A 20,420-nucleotide genomic window follows, 5' to 3' on the forward strand; every position below is an offset into this window, starting at 1 on the left:
ACACCAGGGAGAATCCCATGCTTGCCGCCCGTCCCAGTATCGTCCCGCCGCCGAGCCCCGCGCCGGACGACCCCGCCCAGGACTGGACTCCGCTGGGTGTGCCGTGGCCGGCTGCGGCGCGTCGCCAGGGGGAGGACATCCTGGTCGGCGGGGTGGGCTTGGCGCAGTTGGCGGCGCGGTTCGCGACGCCGTTGTACGTGCTGGACGAGGCCGAGGTGCGGGAGCGCTGCCGTGCGTATCGTCGGGCGCTGCCGCAGGCGGAGGTGGCCTATGCGGCGAAGGCGTTCCTGTGCGGCGCGGTGGCGGAGTGGGTGGAGCAGGAGGGCCTGGGCCTGGACGTCTGTTCGGGGGGTGAGTTGGAGTTGGCGGTGACCTGCGGGTTCCCGCCGGAGCGGATCATCCTGCACGGCAATGCCAAGAGTCCGGAGGAGTTGGCCTCGGCGGTGCGGCTGGGGGTGGGGCGGATCGTGGTGGACTCGTTCCCCGAGATCGCCCGGCTGGCGGTGCTGGCCACCGCGGATCGTCCGCAGGAGGTGCTGGTGCGGGTGGTGCCGGGGATCTCGGCGGGCCACCATGCCTCGGTGCGGACCGGGGTGGAGGAGCAGAAGTTCGGGTTCTCGTTGGATTCGGGTGATGCCGCGGACGCGGTGGCGCGGATCCTGCGGCAGCCGCACCTGCGGTTGGTGGGACTGCACTGCCACCTGGGTTCGCAGATCCCGGACATCGCCCCGTACTTGGCGGCGGTGGACCGGTTGGTGCCGGTGATGGCGGCGGTGCGGGACCGGCACGGGGTGGTGCTGGAGGAGTTGGACCTGGGCGGTGGGCACGCGGTGCCGTACCGGGCGGGTGAGCCGGCGTTCAATGTGGAGGAGTTCGGGACGCTGGTCACCGCGGCGGTGGCGCGGCAGTGCGCCCGGCACCGATTGCCGGTGCCGCGGTTGACGATCGAGCCCGGGCGGGCGGTGATCGGCCCGGCCGGGGTGGCGCTGTACCGGGTGCTGACGGTCAAGCACACTCCGAGCGGATTGACGTTTGTGGCGGTGGACGGCGGGATGAGCGACAACCCGCGCCCCGCGCTGTACGGGTCGCGTTACACCGCCGCGCTGGTGGGGCGGGAGTCGGAGGCGCCGTTGGCCGAGGCGCGGGTGGTGGGGCGGCACTGCGAGGCGGGGGACGTGCTGGTGCCCTCGGTGGGGTTGCCGGCCGATGTCCGTCCCGGTGACCTGCTGGCGGTGCCCGCGGCCGGGGCGTACCACCTGTCGATGGCCTCCGGTTACAACATGGTCGGCCGCCCGCCGCTGATCGCGGTCCGCGACGGCGCCGCCAGGATGCTGATGCGCCGGGAGACCCTGGACGACTTCCGCCGCCGCGACATCGGCCGCTGAGTTCCCGCTACGAACCGTGAGCGTGGCGGTGCGTGTCAAGGCAGCGACAGAATGCGGGCCTCGGCCGTCAGGGGCGCGCCAGGAATCCCGCTCGGGGATTGCCTCCGGGGCTGTGGATCGGGTTGCATCGGAGCCATGGGCCCCTCCTTCCGCGGTTCCGTGAGCACCGTGACGGCGCCGGGCTGCCCTGCCCTGCCGGAGCACGCCGCTCCGCATCCCGGTCGTCTCCATGACGACCGGCCGCCGCATCCCGGCCACTGAAACACCGCCCTTCCGGGGACCGGTGCCTGCTACGGCCCGGCCGCTCCTCCCACCTCGAACGGACCCCTGTGTCTTCTGTCCCCTCCCACTCCTCCCACGGCCTCGCCTTCGCCGACCGCACCGCGCTGGTCACCGGCGCCACCGAGGGCCTCGGATTCCAGACCGCGCTGCGCCTGGCCACCGGCGGCGCCCGGGTGATCGTGCACGGCCCCAGCGCCGAGAGCACCGCTCTCGCCGTCCAGCGGCTGGCGGCGGCCGGCGCCCCCGCGGCGCAGCTGGAGCAGGCCGTCGCCGACTTCGTCCAGCTCGACCAGGTCCACCGGCTCGGCGCCGCGCTGACCGAGCGTCATGAGCGTCTTGACCTGCTGGTCAACAACGCCGGCATCGCCGCGCCCGAGCGGCGGACGCTGACCCTGCAGGGCAACGAGCTCTGCTTCCAGGTCAACTACCTGGCCCCGTACCTGCTCATCCGGCTGCTGGAGCGCCCGCTGGCCCGAAGCGCGGACAGCCGCGTCGTCGCCCTGGGCTCCAGCCTGCACCGCACCGCCAACATCGACTGGACCGACCTGACCCGCGCCAAGCGCTACTCCAGGACCGTCGCCTACGGCCAGTCCAAGCTGGCCCTGACCACCTTCATCGCGGCGCTGGCCAAGTGGCTCCCGGCCGGACACACCGCCATCACCGTGCACCCCGGCGTCGCCGAGACCGCGATCCGCCCCCTGTACGGGACCTCGGGCCGCCCCGCCGCCGAGGTCGCCGAGACCCTGCTCACGCTCTGCTGCCCGCACACCGAGGTGGTCAACGGCGGCTACTACGACCAGCTGCTGCTCAGCACCCCCGGCCCCCAGGTCAACGACAAGCGCTCGATCGAGCGTCTGCTCAAGCTCAGCGAGAAGCTCACCGCCCGGGTGGCCGTCCCGGTACTCGAGCACCGCTGAGGGCGATCACCGGGGAAGGGGGCGGGGCCTGGCCGAAGCGCTTCGGCCAGGCCCGCCTTTCCTGCTGACGACCGGTCCGGCGTGGTGCCGGTTACTGCTTGCCGTGCGTGGCGGAGCGCTTGGTGATCTCGACGCTGACCGTCTCGCGCAGTTCGTCCGGCGTGAAGCCGAGGTCGCGCAGGATCTGCGCGGCCGGGCTCCCCTCGGTGCGGATCAGGCCCAGCAGCGCGTGCTCCGTGCCGACCCAGTCGTGGCCGAGTTCGGCCGAGGCGCGGAGCGCCTGCTCGATGGCCTCCTTGCCCTCCGGCCGGAACGCGATGTGACCGCGCGGCGCCTTCTTTCCGGCCGGGGGCATCGCCGCCTCGATCGTGTCGCGGACGCGCTGTTCCGATCCGGCCTTGGCCACCAGCACCTCGTATGCCAGGCCCCGCGGCTCGCCGAGCAGGCCGAGCAGGAGGTGTTCGGTGCCGATGGAGTCGTGCTTGTGCGTCCGGGCGGCTTCCTGGGCCAGCACGATGCTGTGCCGGTTCAGGTTGGTGTACCGGTCGAACGGGGTGGGTGTGTGGCGTTGCTGGGCGGCCTGCCTGGTCACCCCGATGGCGTCGCCGATCTCGCTCCAGGACGCGCCGCCCTGCTTGGCCTTGCTGACGTAGTGGTCGAGGAGTTGGTCCCCGAGGTCGGACAGGGTCTGGGCACGCAGGCGTGCCTCGCTGATCCGGGCCAGTTCGTCGGCCTCGGGCAGTTCCTCGTTGAGACGGGCGATCAGGTCGGCGAGGCTGATGTCGAGTGGACTCATATGTCAACCGTAAATTGACAGCCCCCAATCGTCAAGATGCAATTGACAGTCACTGTCCGTCCTTGATCACCGCGAGGGTCTCCGTCAGCCAGTCCGCCCAGAACTGTTCCAGGCCGATGCCGGCCCGCAGCACCTGGTGCTGCAGCCGCTGCGCCAGCTCCTTCGGTTCTCCGCCGGCGAGGTCGCGGGCCTCGAACGACCGGTACTCCGCCAACTGCTGCCGGTGCAGCTCCAGTTGGCGCGCGACCTCGGCCGCCAGCGCGACTGCCGCGCCGTTGCCGTCGCCTTCACCGTTGCCGCTGCCGTAGCCCTCACCCCCGGCGACCACCGCCGCCAGCGCGCGCATCCGCAGGGCCATGGGCTCGCGCGCGGCCCTCGGCGGCTGCTCCTCGCCGATCCAGCGGGCCAGCTCCGCGCGGCCGGCCGGCAGCACCTCGTACTCCTTGCGGCGGCCCTGGGTCGGGGGCAGCGGCAGTTCGTGGATAAGACCCGACTGCTCCAGCCGGGCCAGGTCGCGGTAGATCTGCTGGTGGGTGGCGGACCAGAAGAACCCGATGGACCTGTCGAAACGCCGTGTCAGCTCCAGCCCGGAGGAGGGCTGTTCCAGCAGGGCGGTGAGGATGGCGTGCTGCAGCGACATGGTCCGGTCGAGCCCCTTCTACAGTTCCGCCGCCAGCTGTGTTCCCTGCAGGATGGCGCGCTTGGCGTCCAGCTCCCCGGCGACGTCGGCCCCGCCGATGAGGTGTACCGAGCAGCCCGCGGCCTCCAGCGCCGGCCGCAGTTCGCGCCGCGGCTCCTGGCCCGCGCAGAGCACCACGGTGTCCACGGCCAGCAGCTGCTCCTCGCCGTCCACGCCGATGTGCAGGCCGTCGTCGTCGATCCGATGGTAGGTGACGCCGGCCAGGCTGCGGACACCCCGGTGCGCCAGCTCGGTGCGGTGGATCCAGCCGGTGGTCCGGCCCAGCTGCGCCCCGACCTTGCTGGCCTTGCGCTGCAGCAGCCAGACCTCGCGCGGCGCGGCCGGGCGCGCGACTGCCGGGCGCGCGAGTGCTTCGCGCTCCGGCGCGGCGAGTCCGCCGCGCGCCCGGTAGGAGGTGTCCACGCCCCACCGCGCGAAGAACGCCTCCGGGTCGGTGGCGGTCTCCGCCCCGCTGTCGGTCAGGTACTCGGCCACGTCGAAGCCGATGCCGCCCGCACCCACGACGGCCACCCGCTGCCCGACCCGCGCGCCGTCCCGCAGCACGTCCAGGTAGCTGAGGACGCTGGGGTGGTCCACGCCGGGGATGTCCGGGGTGCGCGGGGTGACACCGGTGGCCAGCACGATCTCGTCGAACCCGGCGGCGGCCAACTCCGGCGCGTGTACGGCCGCGCCGAGCCGCAGTTCGACCCCGGCCTCGGCCAACTGCACGGCGTAGTAGCGCAGGGTCTCATTGAACTCCTGCTTGCCCGGGACCTGCCGGGCGATGTTCAACTGCCCGCCGATGGTCCCGGCCGCGTCGTACAGCGTGACCCGGTGCCCGCGCCGGGCGGCGGTGACCGCGAAGGCGAGCCCGGCGGGGCCCGCGCCGACCACCCCGATGCGCTTGGCGCTGCGGGTGGGGCCGAGGACCAGTTCGGTCTCGTGGCAGGCGCGCGGGTTGACCAGGCAGGAGGTGATCCTCCCGCTGAAGGTGTGGTCGAGGCAGGCCTGGTTGCAGCCGATGCAGGAGTTGATGGTGTCGGGCCGGCCGGCCCGCGCCTTGGCCACGAAGTCCGGGTCGGCGAGGAAGGGGCGGGCCAGCGAGACCATGTCGGCCGTGCCGTCGGCCAGCAACTGCTCGGCCACCTCGGGGGTGTTGATGCGGTTGCTGGTGATCAGCGGGACGGTCACCGCGCCCATGACCGCGCGGGTGACCCAGCTCCAGGCCGCGCGGGGCACACCTGAGGCGATCGTCGGGATGCGCGCCTCGTGCCAGCCGATGCCGGTGTTGATCAGGGTGGCGCCCGCCCGCTCGACCTCCTTGGCCAGGGTGACCACCTCTTCGAGGGTGGAGCCGCCCGGCACCAGGTCCAGCATGGACAGCCGGTAGATCAGGATGAACTCGCGGCCCACCCGCTCGCGCACCCGCCGCACGGTCTCCACCGCGAAGCGGATCCGGTTCTCGTAGCAACCGCCCCAGCGGTCGGTGCGCTGGTTGGTCCCGGCGGCGATGAACTCGTTGATCAGGTAGCCCTCGGAGCCCATCACCTCCACCCCGTCGTATCCCGCCTGCTGGGCCAGGGCCGCGGCCCTGGCGAAGTCCTCGACGGTCTGCTCGATCTCACTGTCCGTCAGCGCGTGCGGGGTGAACCGGCTGATCGGCGCCCGGAGCGCGCTGGGCGCGACCAGGCCGGGGTGGGCGGCGTACCGGCCGAAGTGCAGCAGTTGCAGCGCGATCCGGCCGCCCTCGCGGTGCACGGCCTCGGTGACGACGCGGTGCTGCTCGGCCTCGGCCGCGGTGGTCAGCTTGGCCCCGTGCGGGGACGGCCGGCCGGCCTCGTTGGGCGCGATGCCGCCGGTGACCATCAGCGCGACGCCGCCGCGGGCCCGCTCGGCGTAGAAGGCCGCCATCCGGGCGAAGCCGTTCGGGGCCTCCTCCAGCCCCACGTGCATGGAGCCCATCAGCACCCGGTTCGGCAGGGTGGTGAACCCGAGGTCCAGCGGACGCAGCAGGTGCGGGTAGGCGGTCGTCATCGACACTCCTCGGACGGTGGTCGGGCTCCTCGCCTCCCATTTGTAGGGGCAGACGGCAGTCTTTTGCAACTAGGTGCAAATGAGATCCCGCCCACAGGGCCCCGGTTCCGGCGGCCACGTGGACAGGGAAAACGCAACTTCGACAGGGTCGGCAGCGGCGGCTACCTTGACCTGGTTCCGTGCACAGGCCGCCGAACGGGGTCCGTACCAGGCACCCCCACCAGGGAGAGACACATGCCCCAACTCGCGCTGTACACCTTCGGCGTCCTGACGTCACCCCTCGCCGATCCCGCACCTCTCACCCGCGAATTCCTCGACAGCGGCGATGCCGTCTACCGGAGGATCAGCCGGCACCCCGGGTACCTCGCCCGTGCTGAACCGGCCGACGGCGGCCGGGGCACACTCTTCGACCTGGACTGGGGCGCATGGGGGGAGTTCGTCGTCCCGGCCTGGTACGACAAGGGCCGTACGGTGGAGACCACCGCCCTGGCCGCGACCCTCTCGCTGTGGACCGACCTGGGCTCCGCCTTCGACGCCGTCTACACCGGTCTGCACCGTGCGGCGCTGAACCGGCGTTACGACTGGTTCGACCGGACCGGACACCCGAGTCATGTGTTCTGGTGGGTCTCCGACGGCGTGATACCCACCTGGCAGGACGGGGTGTCCAGGCTGGAAGACCTGCACGAGCACGGCCCCGCGCCGCAGGCCTTCACCTTCCACCACCCGTTCACCCCGCAGGGGACTCCGACCGGGCCCGCCGCTAAGGAGGCCTGAACGGCCAGGTCGCGCCGCCCGGGTGGGGACCCGGGCGGCGCGACCGTGGACACACTGGATCGTTCGGGTTGCTAGCCCGCGTGGGTGAAGGAGAAGTAGTCGATGTTGCCGAACCCGGGCTGTCCGCCGGGTGCGACGAGGTAGACGGCGTGGTGTCCGCTGGTGGGTGTGATCGAGGTGGACTGGACGGAGAGGGTGTCGAAGCCGCCGGTGCCGGCGACCGAGAGCAGGCCGATCAGCGGCCCGGTGGCGGAGTCGAGGTGGATTTCGACGCCCTTGTCGGCGTAGGCGTCGTCCACGCCGATGAAGGCGGTGAACAGGTTCGCCCCGGTGCCGAAGTCGACGTTGTCGTAGCCGATCCAGTCGCCGCCGTCGAAGCTGCCGACGACGGTGCCGGTGCCGGCCGGGTGCGGGCTGACGCCGCTGCTGGAGGTGTAGGACTCGGCCTGCACCTGCTGGCCGATCCGGGTGGCGCCGGCGATCCACTTCGGCGCGCCGTACTGGTAGGCGCCGAGGCTGGGCTGCGGGTCGGTGGAGCCGTCCGTCGCCGGTGACCAGACCACTCCCGCGTTGCGGGCCGGCGAGGTCGCGGTGAGGGTGAAGTCGTCGGCCGCGGGGTTGGTGAACTGCGCGGCGCTGACCGGGGTGAAGTTGTTGGAGTTGGTGATCCCCGGATCGGTGCCGGTGACGCCGATGTTGTTGACGATGTCGGTGTCGGAGAAGGTGCCGCCGAAGGTGCTGGCGACGTTGGTGTCGGTGCCGGAGGTGTTGTTGTAGATCCGGTTGCCCGAGGTGCTCTGCCCGTTGGGGTTGATCAGCACGGCCCCGTAAGTGGTGCGGTTCCAGGCGACGTTGTCGTACACGGTCGCGTTGTAGGTGCTGTTGTCGAGGTAGACGCCCGGCGCCGGGGCGGTGTGGGCGAACGGGGACGGGTCGTGGAACTGGTTGTGGTGGATCACGGTGGTGGCCAGGTTGACCGAGCAGCACACGTAGACGGCGCCGCCGTCGACGACCAGGTTGCCGTAGTCGGACAGGTCGTTGTAGGCGATGGTGTGGCCGGCCGCGGTGGGCCCGGCGACCTTGTTGTCGATGTTGATGTCGCTGCGGCCGGAGCCTTCGATGGTGTTGTGGGTGATGTTCTGGCCCGAGCCGAGGACGTTGATGCCCGCCGCGTAGCTGCCCAGGGTGTCCACGTGCAGGATCGTGGTGTTGGTGACGGTGTTGCCGGTGCCGGACATGACGACCCCGTTGCCGGTGCTGCCGTCGATCAGGCTGTCGCGGACCGTGTTGCCGTGTCCCTTGAGCAGGATCCCGGAGGTGGTCTCGCCGGCGGTCAGTACGGCGCAGCCGTCGGGGGCGGTGACCATGTTCGGGTCGGGGTTCAGCTGCGCGTCGGCGGAGATGTCGTGGGCGACCAGGCCGTCCAGGACGTCGCCGGTCGAGGTCGGGGAGGTCTGCGCGGTGGCGCCGCGGATGCCCAGGCCGAGGACGGAGATGTGCGAGCGACCGCTGAGGTCGATGGCCACGGCGCGCTGCTTGGCCTCCACGGCACCGGCCGGGGGCTTGGAACCGTCGGGCGAGTACAGGTACAGGGTGTGGCTCGACGTCTGGTAGAACCACTCGCCGGGCTTGCCGAGGAGTTCGAGCTTGCCCTTGAGGGAGTAGTCGGTGCTCTGGTTCGGGCTCAGCCCGACGCAACCGGGCAGGCCGGCCGAGGTGATGGTGCCGACCTGGGAGTCGGTGACGGTGCCGGTCTCGCTGACGAACCAGTTGTGCGCGGTCAGCAGAGCCCCGTTCCAGAAGCCGGCGGGCTGGGTCAGCGCGGTGTCGGAGAGGCTGTCGGTGGTGCCGGACTGGGCGGAGGCCAGCGTCGGCACGCTCACGTCGGCGCCGGGGTAGGGCCACTGGGCCTCGATCTGCGGCGCGCCCTGCCAGAACACCTGGTTGCCGGACAGGGACGGGTTGATCGTGACGTGTGCCTGATAGATCTGGCCGGTGGCGACCGCGGTGGCGAAGTCGGAGCCGGCCAGGAACGGGTCGCCGCTTTCCAGGGAGGTCAGGGCGGAGCCGGAGACGGCCTGCCATCCGCTCACCGGGTCGGCGCCGTCGACGATCACCTGCGCGCCGGGTGCCGCGGTGTAGGTGATCGGGGCGGCGGCGGTCCCGCTCCGGGCGGGGGCGATCGTCTCGTGGTAGGTGCCGGACCCGATGACGCAGCTGTCGCCCGCGGACATCGCGGCCGAGCACTGGTGGATCGTCCGGAACGGCGCCCGGGCGGTGCCCTGGTCCCGGTCCGAGCCGCCGGGGGAGACGTAGAAGGTGTGGTGGTGCGCGGTGGCCTGCGCGCTCGTGGCGAGAGCGCCCGAGCCGAAGGAGAGGAGGACCGCGGCGGCGGTGAGAACGGCTCCGCGTGATCTGAATCGGTTCAACGTTGAACTCCGATCGTCTGTCGATTGAGCGTTTCGATTAGCTGAACTGCCGCTGCTGGTCCATGCCCCAGACCAGCGGCAGATCGGCCTGGGTTTCCTCGGCCGGGTCGACCAGGGTGGCGATGAGCTCGTCCCAGTCCGGGTCCACCGCTCCCAGCAGGGACATGCGCCGGCCCATCTCGGCGATCCCATGGGTGGTCTCGATCAAGTGGAACAGGGAGAGCCCGTCGCGCCAGATCCGCCACTGCACAACGCCGGCCGAGCGCAGGGCGGCGGCGACCGGATCCGGGATGCGTCGGTGGACGTGGGTGTACTCCTCCTCCGTGCCGGGCCGCAGACGCGTCCGACGTCCGACGGTCTCGTGGGGCACGGGCAGGGGTGCGGGCAGCGGCAGGGGCAGGGGCAGGGGCAGGGGCAGGGGCAGGGGGAGCGGCAGGGCGAGCGGCACGGGCTGTGGTTCGGACGGGGTGGTGGACTGGTCCATCTTGATCCAATCGCCTATCGATGCTCGAGCAAGCTAGGCGACCCCTGAGGCGCTGTCAATCGGTCCGAACGGTATCGATTTGATTTTTTTTATGAGGCCGACCCCGGGCCGCGGGACCGCCCCCGGACACGCCGACGCCCCGCAGGCTCTCGCCTGCGGGGCGCTGACGTGCTTCTATGCGGTCAGTGGCGGGGGATCATCCCGTCGTCCCCGCGGGCGTGGGCGGCGAACTCGGACCCCGCCCGATTCGGGTCCGCGGACCGCAGGGCGGCCAGCAGATCGGCGTGGTCGCCGGCCACGGCGGTCCAGTCGCCGGTGAACAGCGGGTCGGAGACGACGCGCAGGGCGCGCAGGTTGGGCTCCATCACCGCCCACAGCTTGGGCAGGAAGGGGTTTCCGCTGACTTCGCAGACGGTGCGGTGGAAGGTGATGTCGGCGTCCCGGAAGCGCCCGACGTCGCTCTGCAGCGCCGCCTGCCGCATGGCGTCCACCTGCAGCGCCAGTGCCTCGAAGGCCTCGGCGGAGGGCTGGGCGGCCACGGTGCGGGCGGCCAGTTCCTCGATCGCCACGCGGACGGCGCGGGCGTGGTGGGCGTCCTCCTGCGACACCACCGCCACGAAGCTGCCGCGGCGCGGGACGTGGTCGGCCAGGCCCTCGTGCACCAGGCGCCGGACCGCCTCGCGTACCGGGGCCTGGCTGACGCCGAACTGCCGGGCGAGCTCGGACTCGACCAGCCGGGCGCCAGGCTCCAGCGCGCCGTCGATGATCAGGCCGCGCACCCGGGTGTACACCTGGTCGGACAGCAGGACCCGCGTCAGCGGCTGTCCGATGGCGTCTGGCATGAAGCCTCCTTGTATAGACCACTTCGCATCTTATCGATGATCGCCTCGATTTTGTTACGGGCTCTTGACATCCAGATGACGAGGATCATCATATGCTCTATCGATAGCCGCGAATCGAGTTGAGGTAGCCATGAGACCCACAAGATCCAGCAGCACCACCCGCACGGCGAAGGTCTCCGTCGCCGCCGGACTCGCCGCATCCCTCTTCGCCCTGGCCGGATGCTCCTCCTCGACGACCGCTTCGAGCGGTGGTGCGCTCAAGGGCAATGTCCGCATCCTGGCCAACATCACGCCGGTGCTGACCAAGGCGTACTACCAGGGGCTGGTCGCCCCGTTCGTCAAGAGCCACCCGGGCGTCACGGTCACCATCGAGTCGCCCTCCGGTACGGACGTGCAGTCCACGCTGCAGCAGGAGCTGGTCTCGGGCTCGGCGCCGGACATCGTCGCTAGCAACCTCGACCTCGTGGTCGCTCCGCAGATGACGGACTTCCCGGACGCTGCCTGGGTGACCTCGACTCCGCTGTCGGACTCCAACAAGGTGGACGGCAAGATCTGGCAGGTCGCCACCGGGGAGCAGAACCAGTCGCTGGTGTACTACAACGAGACCGCGTTCCAGAAGGCCGGTATCAGCACGCCGCCCAAGTCGCTGGCCGACTTCACGGCGGACCTGGGCAAGCTGCAGGCGGCCGGGTACGTCGGGTTGCAGACGGCGGGGGAGTGGGTCACCGGGGCGCAGTTCTCGATGATGGCCAACCCGGCGCTGCTCGGCGGCGATCCGAACTGGTACACCGAGCGCAACGCCAAGAAGGTCGCCTTCGCGGGGAGTGCCTACGACACCTACCTCAAGGCCTACGCGGGGTGGATCGCGAGCGGGGCGGTTCCCAAGAACTCGGTGGGCGAGAAGTACCAGGACTCGATCGACAACTTCCTGGCCGGCAAGTCGGGCATGTACATCATGGGCAACTGGTTGAACGCGAGCGTCGATTCGGCGAAGAACCTGCCGTTCAAGGTGGGGGTGTTCCCGACGCCGACGGTCGACGGATCCGTGCCGAAGCAGATGAGCGGCCAGGCTCAGCCGTACTCGATCCTCAAGTCCTCCAAGCACCAGGCGCTTGACCTGGCGCTGGTGCAGTACCTGGTGAGCGACAAGACCGCGGTCACCACCTCGCTCAAGTCCGAGGGGAACTTCCGGGCCGGCTACAGCTACCCGGGGACCGCGCTGGACGCGGCCGTCGGAAGCATCGTCAACTCCACCCCCGGATCGGTCAACGGTACCGCTGGGCCCGGGGTGAATGCCGGCTTCGGTAATGAGCTGAACACGGTGGTTCAGTCGCTTTACACGGGTCAGTCCGCTGATCAGGCGGCTGCGAAGCTCGATGCCTGGTGGGACGCCAATGCCGGGCAGTAGCACGGTCAGTGCCGCGCCGGCCGCCTCCAGGGCGGCCGGTCGCCGGCCGGGTTCGGCCCGGGCGCGGGCGCGGCGTCGTGAGACGGTGGCCGATATTGCGATGATGGCGCCGCCGTTGGTGCTGGTGGTGTGTCTGATCGTGGTGCCGATCGTGATCGCGGTGTACCTCAGTTTCACCGACTGGAACGGGTTCACGACGCCGTTGCACCTGGTCGGGTTCCGCAACTACGTCCGCATCATCCATGATCCCGCGGTCGCGCATGCGGCGTTCGTGACGCTGCTGGTGACCGTGGTCGGTACGGTGGCGTGCAATGTGCTGGGGCTGGGGGTGGCGCTGCTGCTGAACCGCAACACCCGGCTCAACGCGGTCCTGCGGGTGCTGGTCTTCTACCCGTATGTGGTGGGGGCGGTGATCCTGGGCTTCCTGTGGTCCTCGATCCTGGGCACCAGCGGCGCGGTCAACGCGCTGCTGGGGGCCAAGCACGCGCTGCCGTTCCTGTCCAACCCGACCTGGGCGCTGGCGACGGTGATCTGCGTGATCGTGTGGTCCAGCTTCGGCGTCAACGTGGTGCTCTACCTGGCCGGGCTGCAGACCGTGCCGGACAGTGTGCTGGAGGCGGCCAGGATCGACGGCGCCTCGGCGTGGCAGACCTTCTGGCGCGTCAAACTGCCCATGCTCGCCCCGACCGTGACCGTGAACGTGGTCCTGGTCGTCATCGGCCTGCTGCGGGTCTACGAGCTGATCCTGGCCCTGACCCGCGGCGGCCCCGCAGGAGAGACCCAGAGCTTCGTGTACAACATCCTCACCTCCTCGATCGACAACACCCAACTCGGCTACGGCGCAGCCCAGTCGGTCGTCCTGATGATCGTGATCGTCGCGGTGACCGTGGGTATCACCGCGGCCCGCCGGCGCAGCGAGCAGGCGGTGGCCGCATGAACGTCCGCCGCCTGGGCCGGGTGTTGACCGCGGTCGTGCTGGTGCTGGTGATGGTCGGCCCGCTGTACGTGATGGTGGCCAACGCCTTCAAGTCGCAGCACGACATCCTGACCGAGCCCTTCGGCTGGCCCAGTGGCGGGTTCTCACTCAAGTACCTCGGTGATGCGCTGACCTCGCCGGACTTCAACGTGGTGGCCGCCTACGGTGTGACGCTGCTGTTCGTGGTGGCGGTGAACGTGCTGAACCTGGTGGTGGTGGGGCCGGCGTCGTATGCCATCGGGCGCGGGATGCGCCGGTACCACCGGGTGGTGATGCTGGTGCTGCTGGCCGGGCTGTTCATCCCGGGCCAGACCCTGGTCATCCCGGTGGTCTTCGTCCTCAAGGCGCTGGGCCTGATCGGCACGATGCCGGGCTTCCTGCTGTTCGAGACGACGTTGACTGTGCCCACCACGGTGTTCCTGTTCACCGCGTTCGTGCAGACGATCCCCCGGGAGTTGGACGAGGCGGCGCGGATCGACGGCGCCAGCCGCTACGGCACCTTCTGGCGGGTCATCTTCCCGCTGATGCGCCCGGTGGTCGCGACCGCGATGGTGCTCAACTCGATCGGGGTGTGGACCGACTTCGTCAACCCGCAGTTCATCCTCGGCCCCCAGTCCGGCATCTACACCGTCACGACGGGTGTGTACGCGGCCATCAGCCGCCTGTCGACGAACTACACCGTGGTGTACCCCAACATGCTGCTCGCCACCGCACCGGTGATCGTGTTCTACGTGTTCATGCAACGGCGCATCATCGGCGGCCTGACCGCAGGAGCAATCAAATGATGTGGGCAAAAGACGATCCGCACAGCGCCCTCCCGCGCATCGAGGCCACCGTCCCGCTGCGTCAGACTCCGCTGTGGGCGGTGCTGGAGCGGCACCTGTTCTCCGTCCTGGACACGGCGTGGCGTGCGTTCGAGGCCACGTACTGCGGTCCGGACGGGCGGCTGACGTACGGCGGGCGGATGCATCACCGGGACGGGGTCGACGACTTCTACGAGCCCTTCTTCAACTGGCCCGTGCTCTACCGCCTCGGCGGCGCCGACGACCTGCTCGCCTCGGCCAAGCAGCACTGGGCCGGGGTGACCGCGCAGCTGACCGCGTTCGGGTTCGTGCGCGAGGAGTACGAGGTCGGCTACGACTGGTTCCACCAGGGCGAGTCCCTCAACTTCTTCTACGCCCTGTGCGCCGCCGACCCGGACGATCCCGCCTTCCGCGAGCGGGCGCTGCGGTTCGCGCGCCTGTACGCGGATCCGGCCCACGGCAACTACGACCCCGCCGCGCGGATCATCACCGCCCCGCACACCGGATCAGGCGGGCCCCGGCCCGGGCTCGGCACCGAGTGGATCGAGTACAGCGCGCACCAGGCCGTGATGAAGCCCTACGGGCTGCCGCTGGACGACCTGCCCGGCATCACCGCATGGGACGACCTGCTCCCCGAGCACAACGCCCGACGGATGGGCGACGCCATGCAGCAACGCCTGGGCCGGGGTGACACGGCGGTCAACCTCGCCGCCACCTCCCTGGTCACCAACGCCTGGCTCTACGACCACGACCCACAGTTCGCGAACTGGGTGGTGGACTATGTCGGCGCGTGGCGCGAACGCGCGGCCGTCAACGGCGGGCTGCTCCCGGACAACGTCGGCCCCTCCGGGACCGTCGGCGAACTGCAGGGCGGGCACTGGTACGGCGGGCACTACGGCTGGGCCTGGCCGCACGGGCTGCACTCGGTCCAGGCCGCCGCCATGATCGCCGCCGTCAACGAGTCCCTGGTCACCGGCACCACCGATGGTCTCGACCTGGCCCGGGTGCCGCTGGACACCGTGATCGCGCAGAGCGTGGTGGCCACCGACGCCGCCACCGCAGGAAGCATGGGCTGGGGCTGGGCGCAGAAGATGAACGTCGCCCCGGACGTGCCGGTCCAGCTGGTGCCCTACCGGCACGGCTCCAACGGCTGGTTCGACCTGCACCCGGTCCCGCTGATCTACCCGGTCTGGCTGTGGTGGCTCACCTCCGCCGCCGGCGACCGGGAGCGACTGGAGGCGCTGGAGCAGGACGCCGGCTTCGACTGGCGCGAGACCAAGTGGTTCCAGGACAAGGAGGAACAGGGGCACGAGGCCCCCTGGGTGTCGTTCCTGCTCGGCCGCAACCCCGGCTACCCCGAAGACGCCCTCACCCTGGCCCTCGGGCAGGTGGCCAAGCGCCTGGCGCTGATGCGGGCCACCCCCTACGGGCCGGCGGACGACGACATCCACTGGTGGCAGCGCCTGAACCCGGTCGTCACCGAGGTCCTCACCCAGCTGCTCACCGGCGCCCCGCCCGCCCTCTACAACGGAGGGCTGGCGCTGGCCCGGGTCACCTACGGCGACGCGCTGCGTGGACGACCTGGCCTGCCGGACAACGTGGCCGCGCTGGTCCGCGAGGCCGACGCCGACGGCGTGCGCCTCGAACTGGTCAACCTCGACCCGGACACCCGCCACGAGGTCGTGGTCCAGGCCGGCGCATTCGGCGAGGACCGCATCGACCGGGTGACCTTCGACCGTGCGGGCGCGGACTACCCCGGCGACTCCCACGACTACCTCATCCCCGAACCAGAGGCACACCCGGTGAGCACCCCGGTCGGGTCGTCCCGGCTGGTGGTCTCGCTTCCCCCGCTGCACCGCATCTCGCTGCGGCTCCAGGTCACCCGGCGCGCCCAGCGCCCGGCCCACCGCAGCTTCACCCACACCGCACCCCGGAGCGACACCTGATGGATACCCAGAACCCGATGTCGACGGTGTGGCCGCTGCCGGTGCGGGGCGCACCCTTCACCCGCGCGGACGCGGACCTCGTCCGCCGCATGGACGCGATCAGCGCCGCGACGGCCTGCGCGAAACTGCACGGCATGGGCGTCACCCGCACCGCCGTCCAAGGACCCACCGCCCTGGACACCGGCAGCCGCATCGTCGGCTCCGCCCTGACCCTGCAGTTCATGCCACAACGCGAGGACGTCGCCAGCGGCCTGGGCCAGGAGTACGTCGAACGCGACACCGCACTGTGGGCAGTCCTGGAGACCGTCCAGCCGGGCGACGTCCTGGTCGTCCAGGCCTGGGGCAGCAACTTCACCGGCTGCTTCGGCGACATGCTCGTACGCTACTTCAAACGCCGCGGCGGCGCCGGAATCGTCATCGACGGCCGCATCCGCGACGCCGCCCGAGTCCGCCAACTCGGCGTCCCGATCTGGTGCACCGGCACCACCCCCCACTACGCCTCCCAGACCGACCTCTTCCCCTGGGCCTACGACGTCCCCGTCGCCACCGGCGGCGTCCTCTGCCTGCCCGGCGACATCGTCGTCGCCGACGACGACGGCGCCGTGATCGTACCCGCCGCCAAAGCACCCGAACTCGTCCAGGACGCCGAAGACCACGAAGACTGGGAATCCTTCAGCCGCATGCGCCTCGAACAAGGCGCCCGCCTCTCCGACTACTACCCCCTCAGCCCCAACAGCCGCGCCGAATACGAACACTGGCGCGACAACCAGGTAAAGCAGCCCGCCCAGTGATTGACAGTCATATCCACCTCTGGGGCGCCGAGGTCGCCGGCGCGCACTGGCTGGCCGGTGAGCGCACCGCCTCGATCCGGCGGCCGGTGGGGCTGGACGAGTACGCGTCCGCAGCCCGGACCTGCGGCGTCGACGGCGCCGTCGTCGTCACGGCGGAACAGTCGGCGGCCGAGACCGCCCGTCTGGTCACCGTCTGCTCACCGGCACCGCTGGTACGCGGAGTGGTCGGCTGGGCGGACCTCGCCGGCGATATCGGCGCCGCCGACCTCACCGGGCTGGTCGGCATCCGCCACTCCGTGGTCTCCGAGGAGCCGGGGTGGTTGCGGCGGCCGCAGGTGCGCGCGGGGATCGCCCGCTACGCCCGTTCGGGCCTGGCGCTCGAACTGCTGGTCGCCGCCCGTGATCTGGGCGACGTGCTCGCCTGCGCCGTCGACCACCCGACGCTGGTGATCGTCGTCGACCATCTCGGCGACCCGGGCCGGGCCGGACCGGCCGCGGAGACGTGGCGGACCCGGGTACGCGCCCTCGCCCTGTATCCGAACGTACGGATGAAGCTCTCCGGGGACGGCGTCCGGCCGGCCGCGCTGGAGGTCGCGCTCGAAGCCCTGGGACCGGGCCGGCTCATGATCGGGTCCGATTGGCCGGTGTCGAGCCTGCGTGCCCCGCTCGACGTGGAACTCGGCGCCCTGGTCGCGCTTCTCGATCCGCTCTCGGACGCCGAGCGCGCGCAGGTGCTCAGCGGCACGGCCGTCGACAGCTACCGGCTGACCGCATGAGGCCCGGCGGGATGAGGCCCGGCGAACTCGGCTCGTCCGGAGTCCGGGTGACGGCGCTGGGTCTGGGCACGGCCCAATTCGGCGACCTCTACCAGGCCATGACCCAGGACCGGGCGACGGAGATCGTGGACGCCGCCTGGGAGGCCGGCATCCGCTACTTCGACACGGCGCCGCACTACGGCCTCGGCCGCGCCGAGCAGCGGCTCGGCCTCGCGCTGCGCTCGCGACCGCGGGCGCAGTATGTGCTCAGCTCCAAGGTCGGCCGTCTGCTCAGGGTCGACAGCAGTGGTGAACTGACCCGGCACTGGGACTTCACCGAGGCCGGCATCCGCCGCAGCATCGAGGAGTCGCTGCAGCGTCTGGGTCTGGACCGGCTCGACATCGCGCTGCTGCACGACCCCCAGGAGCGGCTCACCGACGCGCTCCGCACCGGGCTCCCGGCGCTGGTGCGGCTGCGGGAGGAGGGCGTGGTCGGCGCGATCGGCGTCGGTACGGGCGATATGACGGCGCTCGCCGCCTTCGCCAACCGCGCCGAACTGGACACGATCATGATCGCCGGGCGGTACACCCTGCTGGAACAGCCAGCGCTCGCGGGAGTCGTCCCGGCCGCCCGTGCGGCGGGCATCTCGCTGCTCAACGCCGGCGTGTTCAACAGCGGCATGCTCGCGCAGGAGCAGCCCGCCCCGGACGCGCGCTACGAGTACCAGGCGGCTCCGCGGCAACTGCTGGCGCGGGCGCAGCGACTGGCGCAGCTCACCGCAGCGGCCGGTACCACGCTCCCGCGGGCGGCCCTCGCCTACGCGGCGCGCGACCCGCTGGTGGCGTCGGTGGTGCTCGGCGCCGACAGCGCCGAGCAGATCCGCACCAATGTGCGTCTGGCCCAGGACCCGCGCCCGCTGGACGGGCTATGGAGCGAACTCGTCACCCTCGGCCTCATCCCCGCCTGACCTTGACCCCGCCTGATTCCGACCCTTAAATCCAAAGGGAGTTGAGCATGCACCTGGACCTTGACCTCACCGGCGCACCCGATGTGCCACTGGACCACTACTGGAGCCGTGTTGTCGGCGCCGGCCGGGCGAACGAGGGACTGCGCGCCGACTGGCAGGGCCAACTGGCCCAGGCGCACCGGCTCGGCGGCTTCGGCTACGTCCGCTTCCACGGCCTGTTCCACGGTGACATGTTCGTCTACCGCGAGATCGACGGCGTGGTGGCGCCCTCCTTCCACTACGTCGACCTGCTGTTCGACGCGATCCTCGCCGCCGGGATGCGGCCGTTCGTCGAGTTCGGCTTCTCCCCGCCGGAGCTCGCCCGGGAGACCGCGACCGTCTTCTGGTGGGGCGCCAACGGGGCGCCGCCGACCGACTACGTGAAATGGGCGGCGCTGGTGCGCGCCACCGTCGAGCACTGGGTCGGGCGCTACGGGATCGACGAGGTCCGTGCGTGGTACTTCGAGGTGTGGAACGAACCGAACCTCGGCCCGTTCTTCCGCGGCACCCGAAGCGAGTACTTCGAGCTGTACCGGGTGTCGGCCGAGGCGGTGAAGTCGGTCGACCCCGCACTGCGGGTCGGCGGCCCGGCGACGAGCAACTTCGTCCCGGACGCCCGCTTCGACGGCGAGACCGAGGACACCGCGCAGCACGAGACCGTGCTCACCGCCCCCGACCTCGACTCCCTGGACTGGCGGCCGGTGTGGCTGGAGGAGTTCCTGCGGTTCTGCGCCGACAACCGGCTCCCGGTCGACTTCGTCTCCTGCCACCCGTACCCGACCGACTGGGCGTTGGACGGGCACGGCAACGGCCGCAAGCTCACCCGTGGCGTCGAGGCCACCCCGACCGATCTGCGCCTGGTGCGCGAGATCGTCGACGCGGGCCCGTACCCGGAGGCCGAGATCCACCTCACCGAGTGGAGTTCCAGCTCCAGTTCGCGCGACTTCACCCACGACTACCCCCAGGCCGCCGCCTTCGTGGTGCGCTCGGTGCTCGCCTCGATCGGCACGGTCGACAGCCTCGCCTACTGGACCTTCACCGATGTCTTCGAGGAGGAGGGAGCCGGCCGCGACCCGTTCCACGGCGGATTCGGCATGCTCAACCAGGACGGCATAACCAAGCCGACGATGCACGCCTACCGCATGCTGAACGCGCTGGGCGACCGGCTGCTCCACCGCGAAGACGGCCTGGTGGTCACGCGTCGCGGCACCGACGTGGCAGCGCTGGCCGTGCACTACCCGGACGAGGTCGCACTGAGCGCCCCGGCGTCCTTCGGCACCCGGGACGTCGCCGAACGCACCCTGGCGACAGGGAAGTTGGAGGCGCTGCGGCTGCGCCTCACCGGGCTGACGCCCGGCGACCGTTACGCACTCGAGGTGGTCGACGCCGAGAACGGCTGGGCGATGGCGGAGTGGACCCGGCGTGGCCGGAGCAGCAACCCGTCCATCGCCGACGTCGCCGCGATCCGCGCGAGCGCCGAGCACGGCGCCGTGATCCACTTCACCGTCTCCGGCGACGGCGTGCTCGAAGCCGACGCGCAGCTGCGCCCCTGGGCGATCGCCCTGCTGAGCCGAGCCTGATCAGTCCTCAGACATCAGATCTCAGTCCTCAGACCGGGCAGAGCGGCTTCCTCCCACCAGGCCTGACGGCAGGCACAGCAAGCACCGACCGTACTGGTGGCACTCGCGGATGGGAACTGTGCGTGACGCCTCCGCCCCGGACGCCGGTGCGTGGAGAAGGTCGCGCAACCGTCCGGCCTCTGGGCCGGGGCGGACCCGACGGACGGTCAGGTTGCCCCGCAGCACGAGACGGCACCGGAGCTCGCACCCTGGCCCGAGCTGATCCGCCACGGCGTGGGCCAGTTGACCCGTCCCTTCGGCACCGCGCCGGTGGACCCGCTGGCCGAGGCCCGGGTCGTCGCCGCGACACAACGTCACATCCCCGCGACCGGCCACGACATCCCCGCGATCGGCCACGAGGAATGCCTGACGTCCAGCATTTCCCGGGCCGGACGCAATCTCGTGATGACGGCGCGCCGCGTCACGTGGAGTGACTGGCCGATGGTCCGCGGATCGCTGAGGTAGCCGCCGACCAGCGCGCCGTATCAGCAAC

18 protein-coding genes are annotated in these 20,420 nt (G+C 70.8%); 12 read left to right on the forward strand and 6 right to left on the reverse strand.

What is annotated here, in order from left to right; translation table 11 throughout:
* Nucleotides 1–17 precede the first annotated feature (17 nt).
* Nucleotides 18–1,385 (forward strand): diaminopimelate decarboxylase, encoded by a 1,368-nt coding sequence (lysA, locus tag ACEZDG_RS25490; RefSeq protein WP_380513493.1) that lies wholly within the window; start codon nucleotides 18–20, stop codon nucleotides 1,383–1,385.
* 329 nt (nucleotides 1,386–1,714) lie between these two features.
* The gene (locus ACEZDG_RS25495) at nucleotides 1,715–2,584 is read left to right on the forward strand and encodes an SDR family NAD(P)-dependent oxidoreductase (RefSeq protein WP_380513495.1); all 870 of its coding nucleotides are present in this window, start codon (nucleotides 1,715–1,717) and stop codon (nucleotides 2,582–2,584) included.
* 91 nt (nucleotides 2,585–2,675) lie between these two features.
* On the opposite strand, the gene ACEZDG_RS25500 is transcribed toward ACEZDG_RS25495, so the two are convergent.
* From ACEZDG_RS25500 to ACEZDG_RS25510, 3 genes are read right to left on the reverse strand one after another with little or no spacing between them, the layout of a single operon-like run.
* Complete coding sequence (locus tag ACEZDG_RS25500) at nucleotides 2,676–3,380, reverse strand: Clp protease N-terminal domain-containing protein (RefSeq protein ID WP_380513496.1); 705 nt, start codon at nucleotides 3,378–3,380, stop codon at nucleotides 2,676–2,678.
* 49 nt (nucleotides 3,381–3,429) lie between these two features.
* Nucleotides 3,430–4,020: a PadR family transcriptional regulator gene (locus tag ACEZDG_RS25505; protein WP_380513498.1), complete on the reverse strand. Its 591-nt coding sequence runs from the start codon at nucleotides 4,018–4,020 to the stop codon at nucleotides 3,430–3,432.
* Nucleotides 4,021–4,038: 18 nt separating this feature from the next.
* Entirely contained in the window at nucleotides 4,039–6,093 is a 2,055-nt protein-coding gene (locus tag ACEZDG_RS25510) for an oxidoreductase (protein WP_380513500.1), read from the reverse strand.
* Between the two features lie 234 nt (nucleotides 6,094–6,327).
* Between ACEZDG_RS25510 and ACEZDG_RS25515 the strand changes: the two genes are divergently transcribed.
* The gene (locus ACEZDG_RS25515; RefSeq protein ID WP_380513502.1) at nucleotides 6,328–6,867 is read left to right on the forward strand and encodes a DUF3291 domain-containing protein; all 540 of its coding nucleotides are present in this window, start codon (nucleotides 6,328–6,330) and stop codon (nucleotides 6,865–6,867) included.
* Nucleotides 6,868–6,938: 71 nt separating this feature from the next.
* Here ACEZDG_RS25515 and ACEZDG_RS25520 read toward each other — a convergent pair whose 3' ends face one another.
* The 3 genes from ACEZDG_RS25520 to ACEZDG_RS25530 form a co-directional block, all read right to left on the reverse strand.
* On the reverse strand, nucleotides 6,939–9,296 hold the full coding sequence (locus tag ACEZDG_RS25520) for a carbohydrate-binding protein (RefSeq protein ID WP_380513504.1): 2,358 nt from the start codon (nucleotides 9,294–9,296) through the stop codon (nucleotides 6,939–6,941).
* 37 nt (nucleotides 9,297–9,333) lie between these two features.
* Nucleotides 9,334–9,780 carry an L-rhamnose mutarotase gene (locus ACEZDG_RS25525; RefSeq protein ID WP_380513506.1) on the reverse strand — a complete coding sequence of 149 codons (447 nt, stop codon included), beginning with the start codon at nucleotides 9,778–9,780 and terminating at the stop codon, nucleotides 9,334–9,336.
* Nucleotides 9,781–9,962: 182 nt separating this feature from the next.
* Complete coding sequence (locus ACEZDG_RS25530) at nucleotides 9,963–10,622, reverse strand: GntR family transcriptional regulator (protein ID WP_380513508.1); 660 nt, start codon at nucleotides 10,620–10,622, stop codon at nucleotides 9,963–9,965.
* Nucleotides 10,623–10,752: 130 nt separating this feature from the next.
* On the opposite strand from ACEZDG_RS25530, the gene ACEZDG_RS25535 reads away from it, so the two are divergent.
* From ACEZDG_RS25535 to ACEZDG_RS25575, 9 genes are all read left to right on the forward strand, one after another.
* The gene (locus ACEZDG_RS25535; RefSeq protein ID WP_380513510.1) at nucleotides 10,753–12,030 is read left to right on the forward strand and encodes an ABC transporter substrate-binding protein; all 1,278 of its coding nucleotides are present in this window, start codon (nucleotides 10,753–10,755) and stop codon (nucleotides 12,028–12,030) included.
* Nucleotides 12,031–12,115: 85 nt separating this feature from the next.
* Nucleotides 12,116–12,967, forward strand: a complete 852-nt coding sequence (locus ACEZDG_RS25540) for a carbohydrate ABC transporter permease (RefSeq protein WP_380513512.1) — start codon at nucleotides 12,116–12,118, stop codon at nucleotides 12,965–12,967.
* Complete coding sequence (locus tag ACEZDG_RS25545) at nucleotides 12,964–13,791, forward strand: carbohydrate ABC transporter permease (RefSeq protein ID WP_380513514.1); 828 nt, start codon at nucleotides 12,964–12,966, stop codon at nucleotides 13,789–13,791. Before ACEZDG_RS25540 ends, ACEZDG_RS25545 begins: the two co-directional genes overlap by 4 nt.
* Nucleotides 13,788–15,755, forward strand: a complete 1,968-nt coding sequence (locus tag ACEZDG_RS25550) for a hypothetical protein (protein WP_380513515.1) — start codon at nucleotides 13,788–13,790, stop codon at nucleotides 15,753–15,755. Before ACEZDG_RS25545 ends, ACEZDG_RS25550 begins: the two co-directional genes overlap by 4 nt.
* Nucleotides 15,755–16,546 carry an RraA family protein gene (locus tag ACEZDG_RS25555; protein ID WP_380513517.1) on the forward strand — a complete coding sequence of 264 codons (792 nt, stop codon included), beginning with the start codon at nucleotides 15,755–15,757 and terminating at the stop codon, nucleotides 16,544–16,546. Before ACEZDG_RS25550 ends, ACEZDG_RS25555 begins: the two co-directional genes overlap by 1 nt.
* Nucleotides 16,543–17,322 carry an amidohydrolase family protein gene (locus ACEZDG_RS25560; protein ID WP_380513519.1) on the forward strand — a complete coding sequence of 260 codons (780 nt, stop codon included), beginning with the start codon at nucleotides 16,543–16,545 and terminating at the stop codon, nucleotides 17,320–17,322. The genes ACEZDG_RS25555 and ACEZDG_RS25560 overlap by 4 nt, the downstream gene beginning before the upstream one ends.
* 47 nt (nucleotides 17,323–17,369) lie before the next feature.
* Nucleotides 17,370–18,269 carry an aldo/keto reductase gene (locus ACEZDG_RS25565; protein ID WP_380513521.1) on the forward strand — a complete coding sequence of 300 codons (900 nt, stop codon included), beginning with the start codon at nucleotides 17,370–17,372 and terminating at the stop codon, nucleotides 18,267–18,269.
* 47 nt (nucleotides 18,270–18,316) lie between these two features.
* Nucleotides 18,317–19,888 (forward strand): GH39 family glycosyl hydrolase, encoded by a 1,572-nt coding sequence (locus tag ACEZDG_RS25570; protein ID WP_380513523.1) that lies wholly within the window; start codon nucleotides 18,317–18,319, stop codon nucleotides 19,886–19,888.
* 150 nt (nucleotides 19,889–20,038) lie between these two features.
* Nucleotides 20,039–20,392: a hypothetical protein gene (locus ACEZDG_RS25575; protein ID WP_380513525.1), complete on the forward strand. Its 354-nt coding sequence runs from the start codon at nucleotides 20,039–20,041 to the stop codon at nucleotides 20,390–20,392.
* Nucleotides 20,393–20,420: the final 28 nt, after the last annotated feature.

It is taken from the genome of Streptacidiphilus alkalitolerans, assembly GCF_042511045.1.
GTDB classification, from domain to species: domain Bacteria; phylum Actinomycetota; class Actinomycetes; order Streptomycetales; family Streptomycetaceae; genus Streptacidiphilus; species Streptacidiphilus alkalitolerans.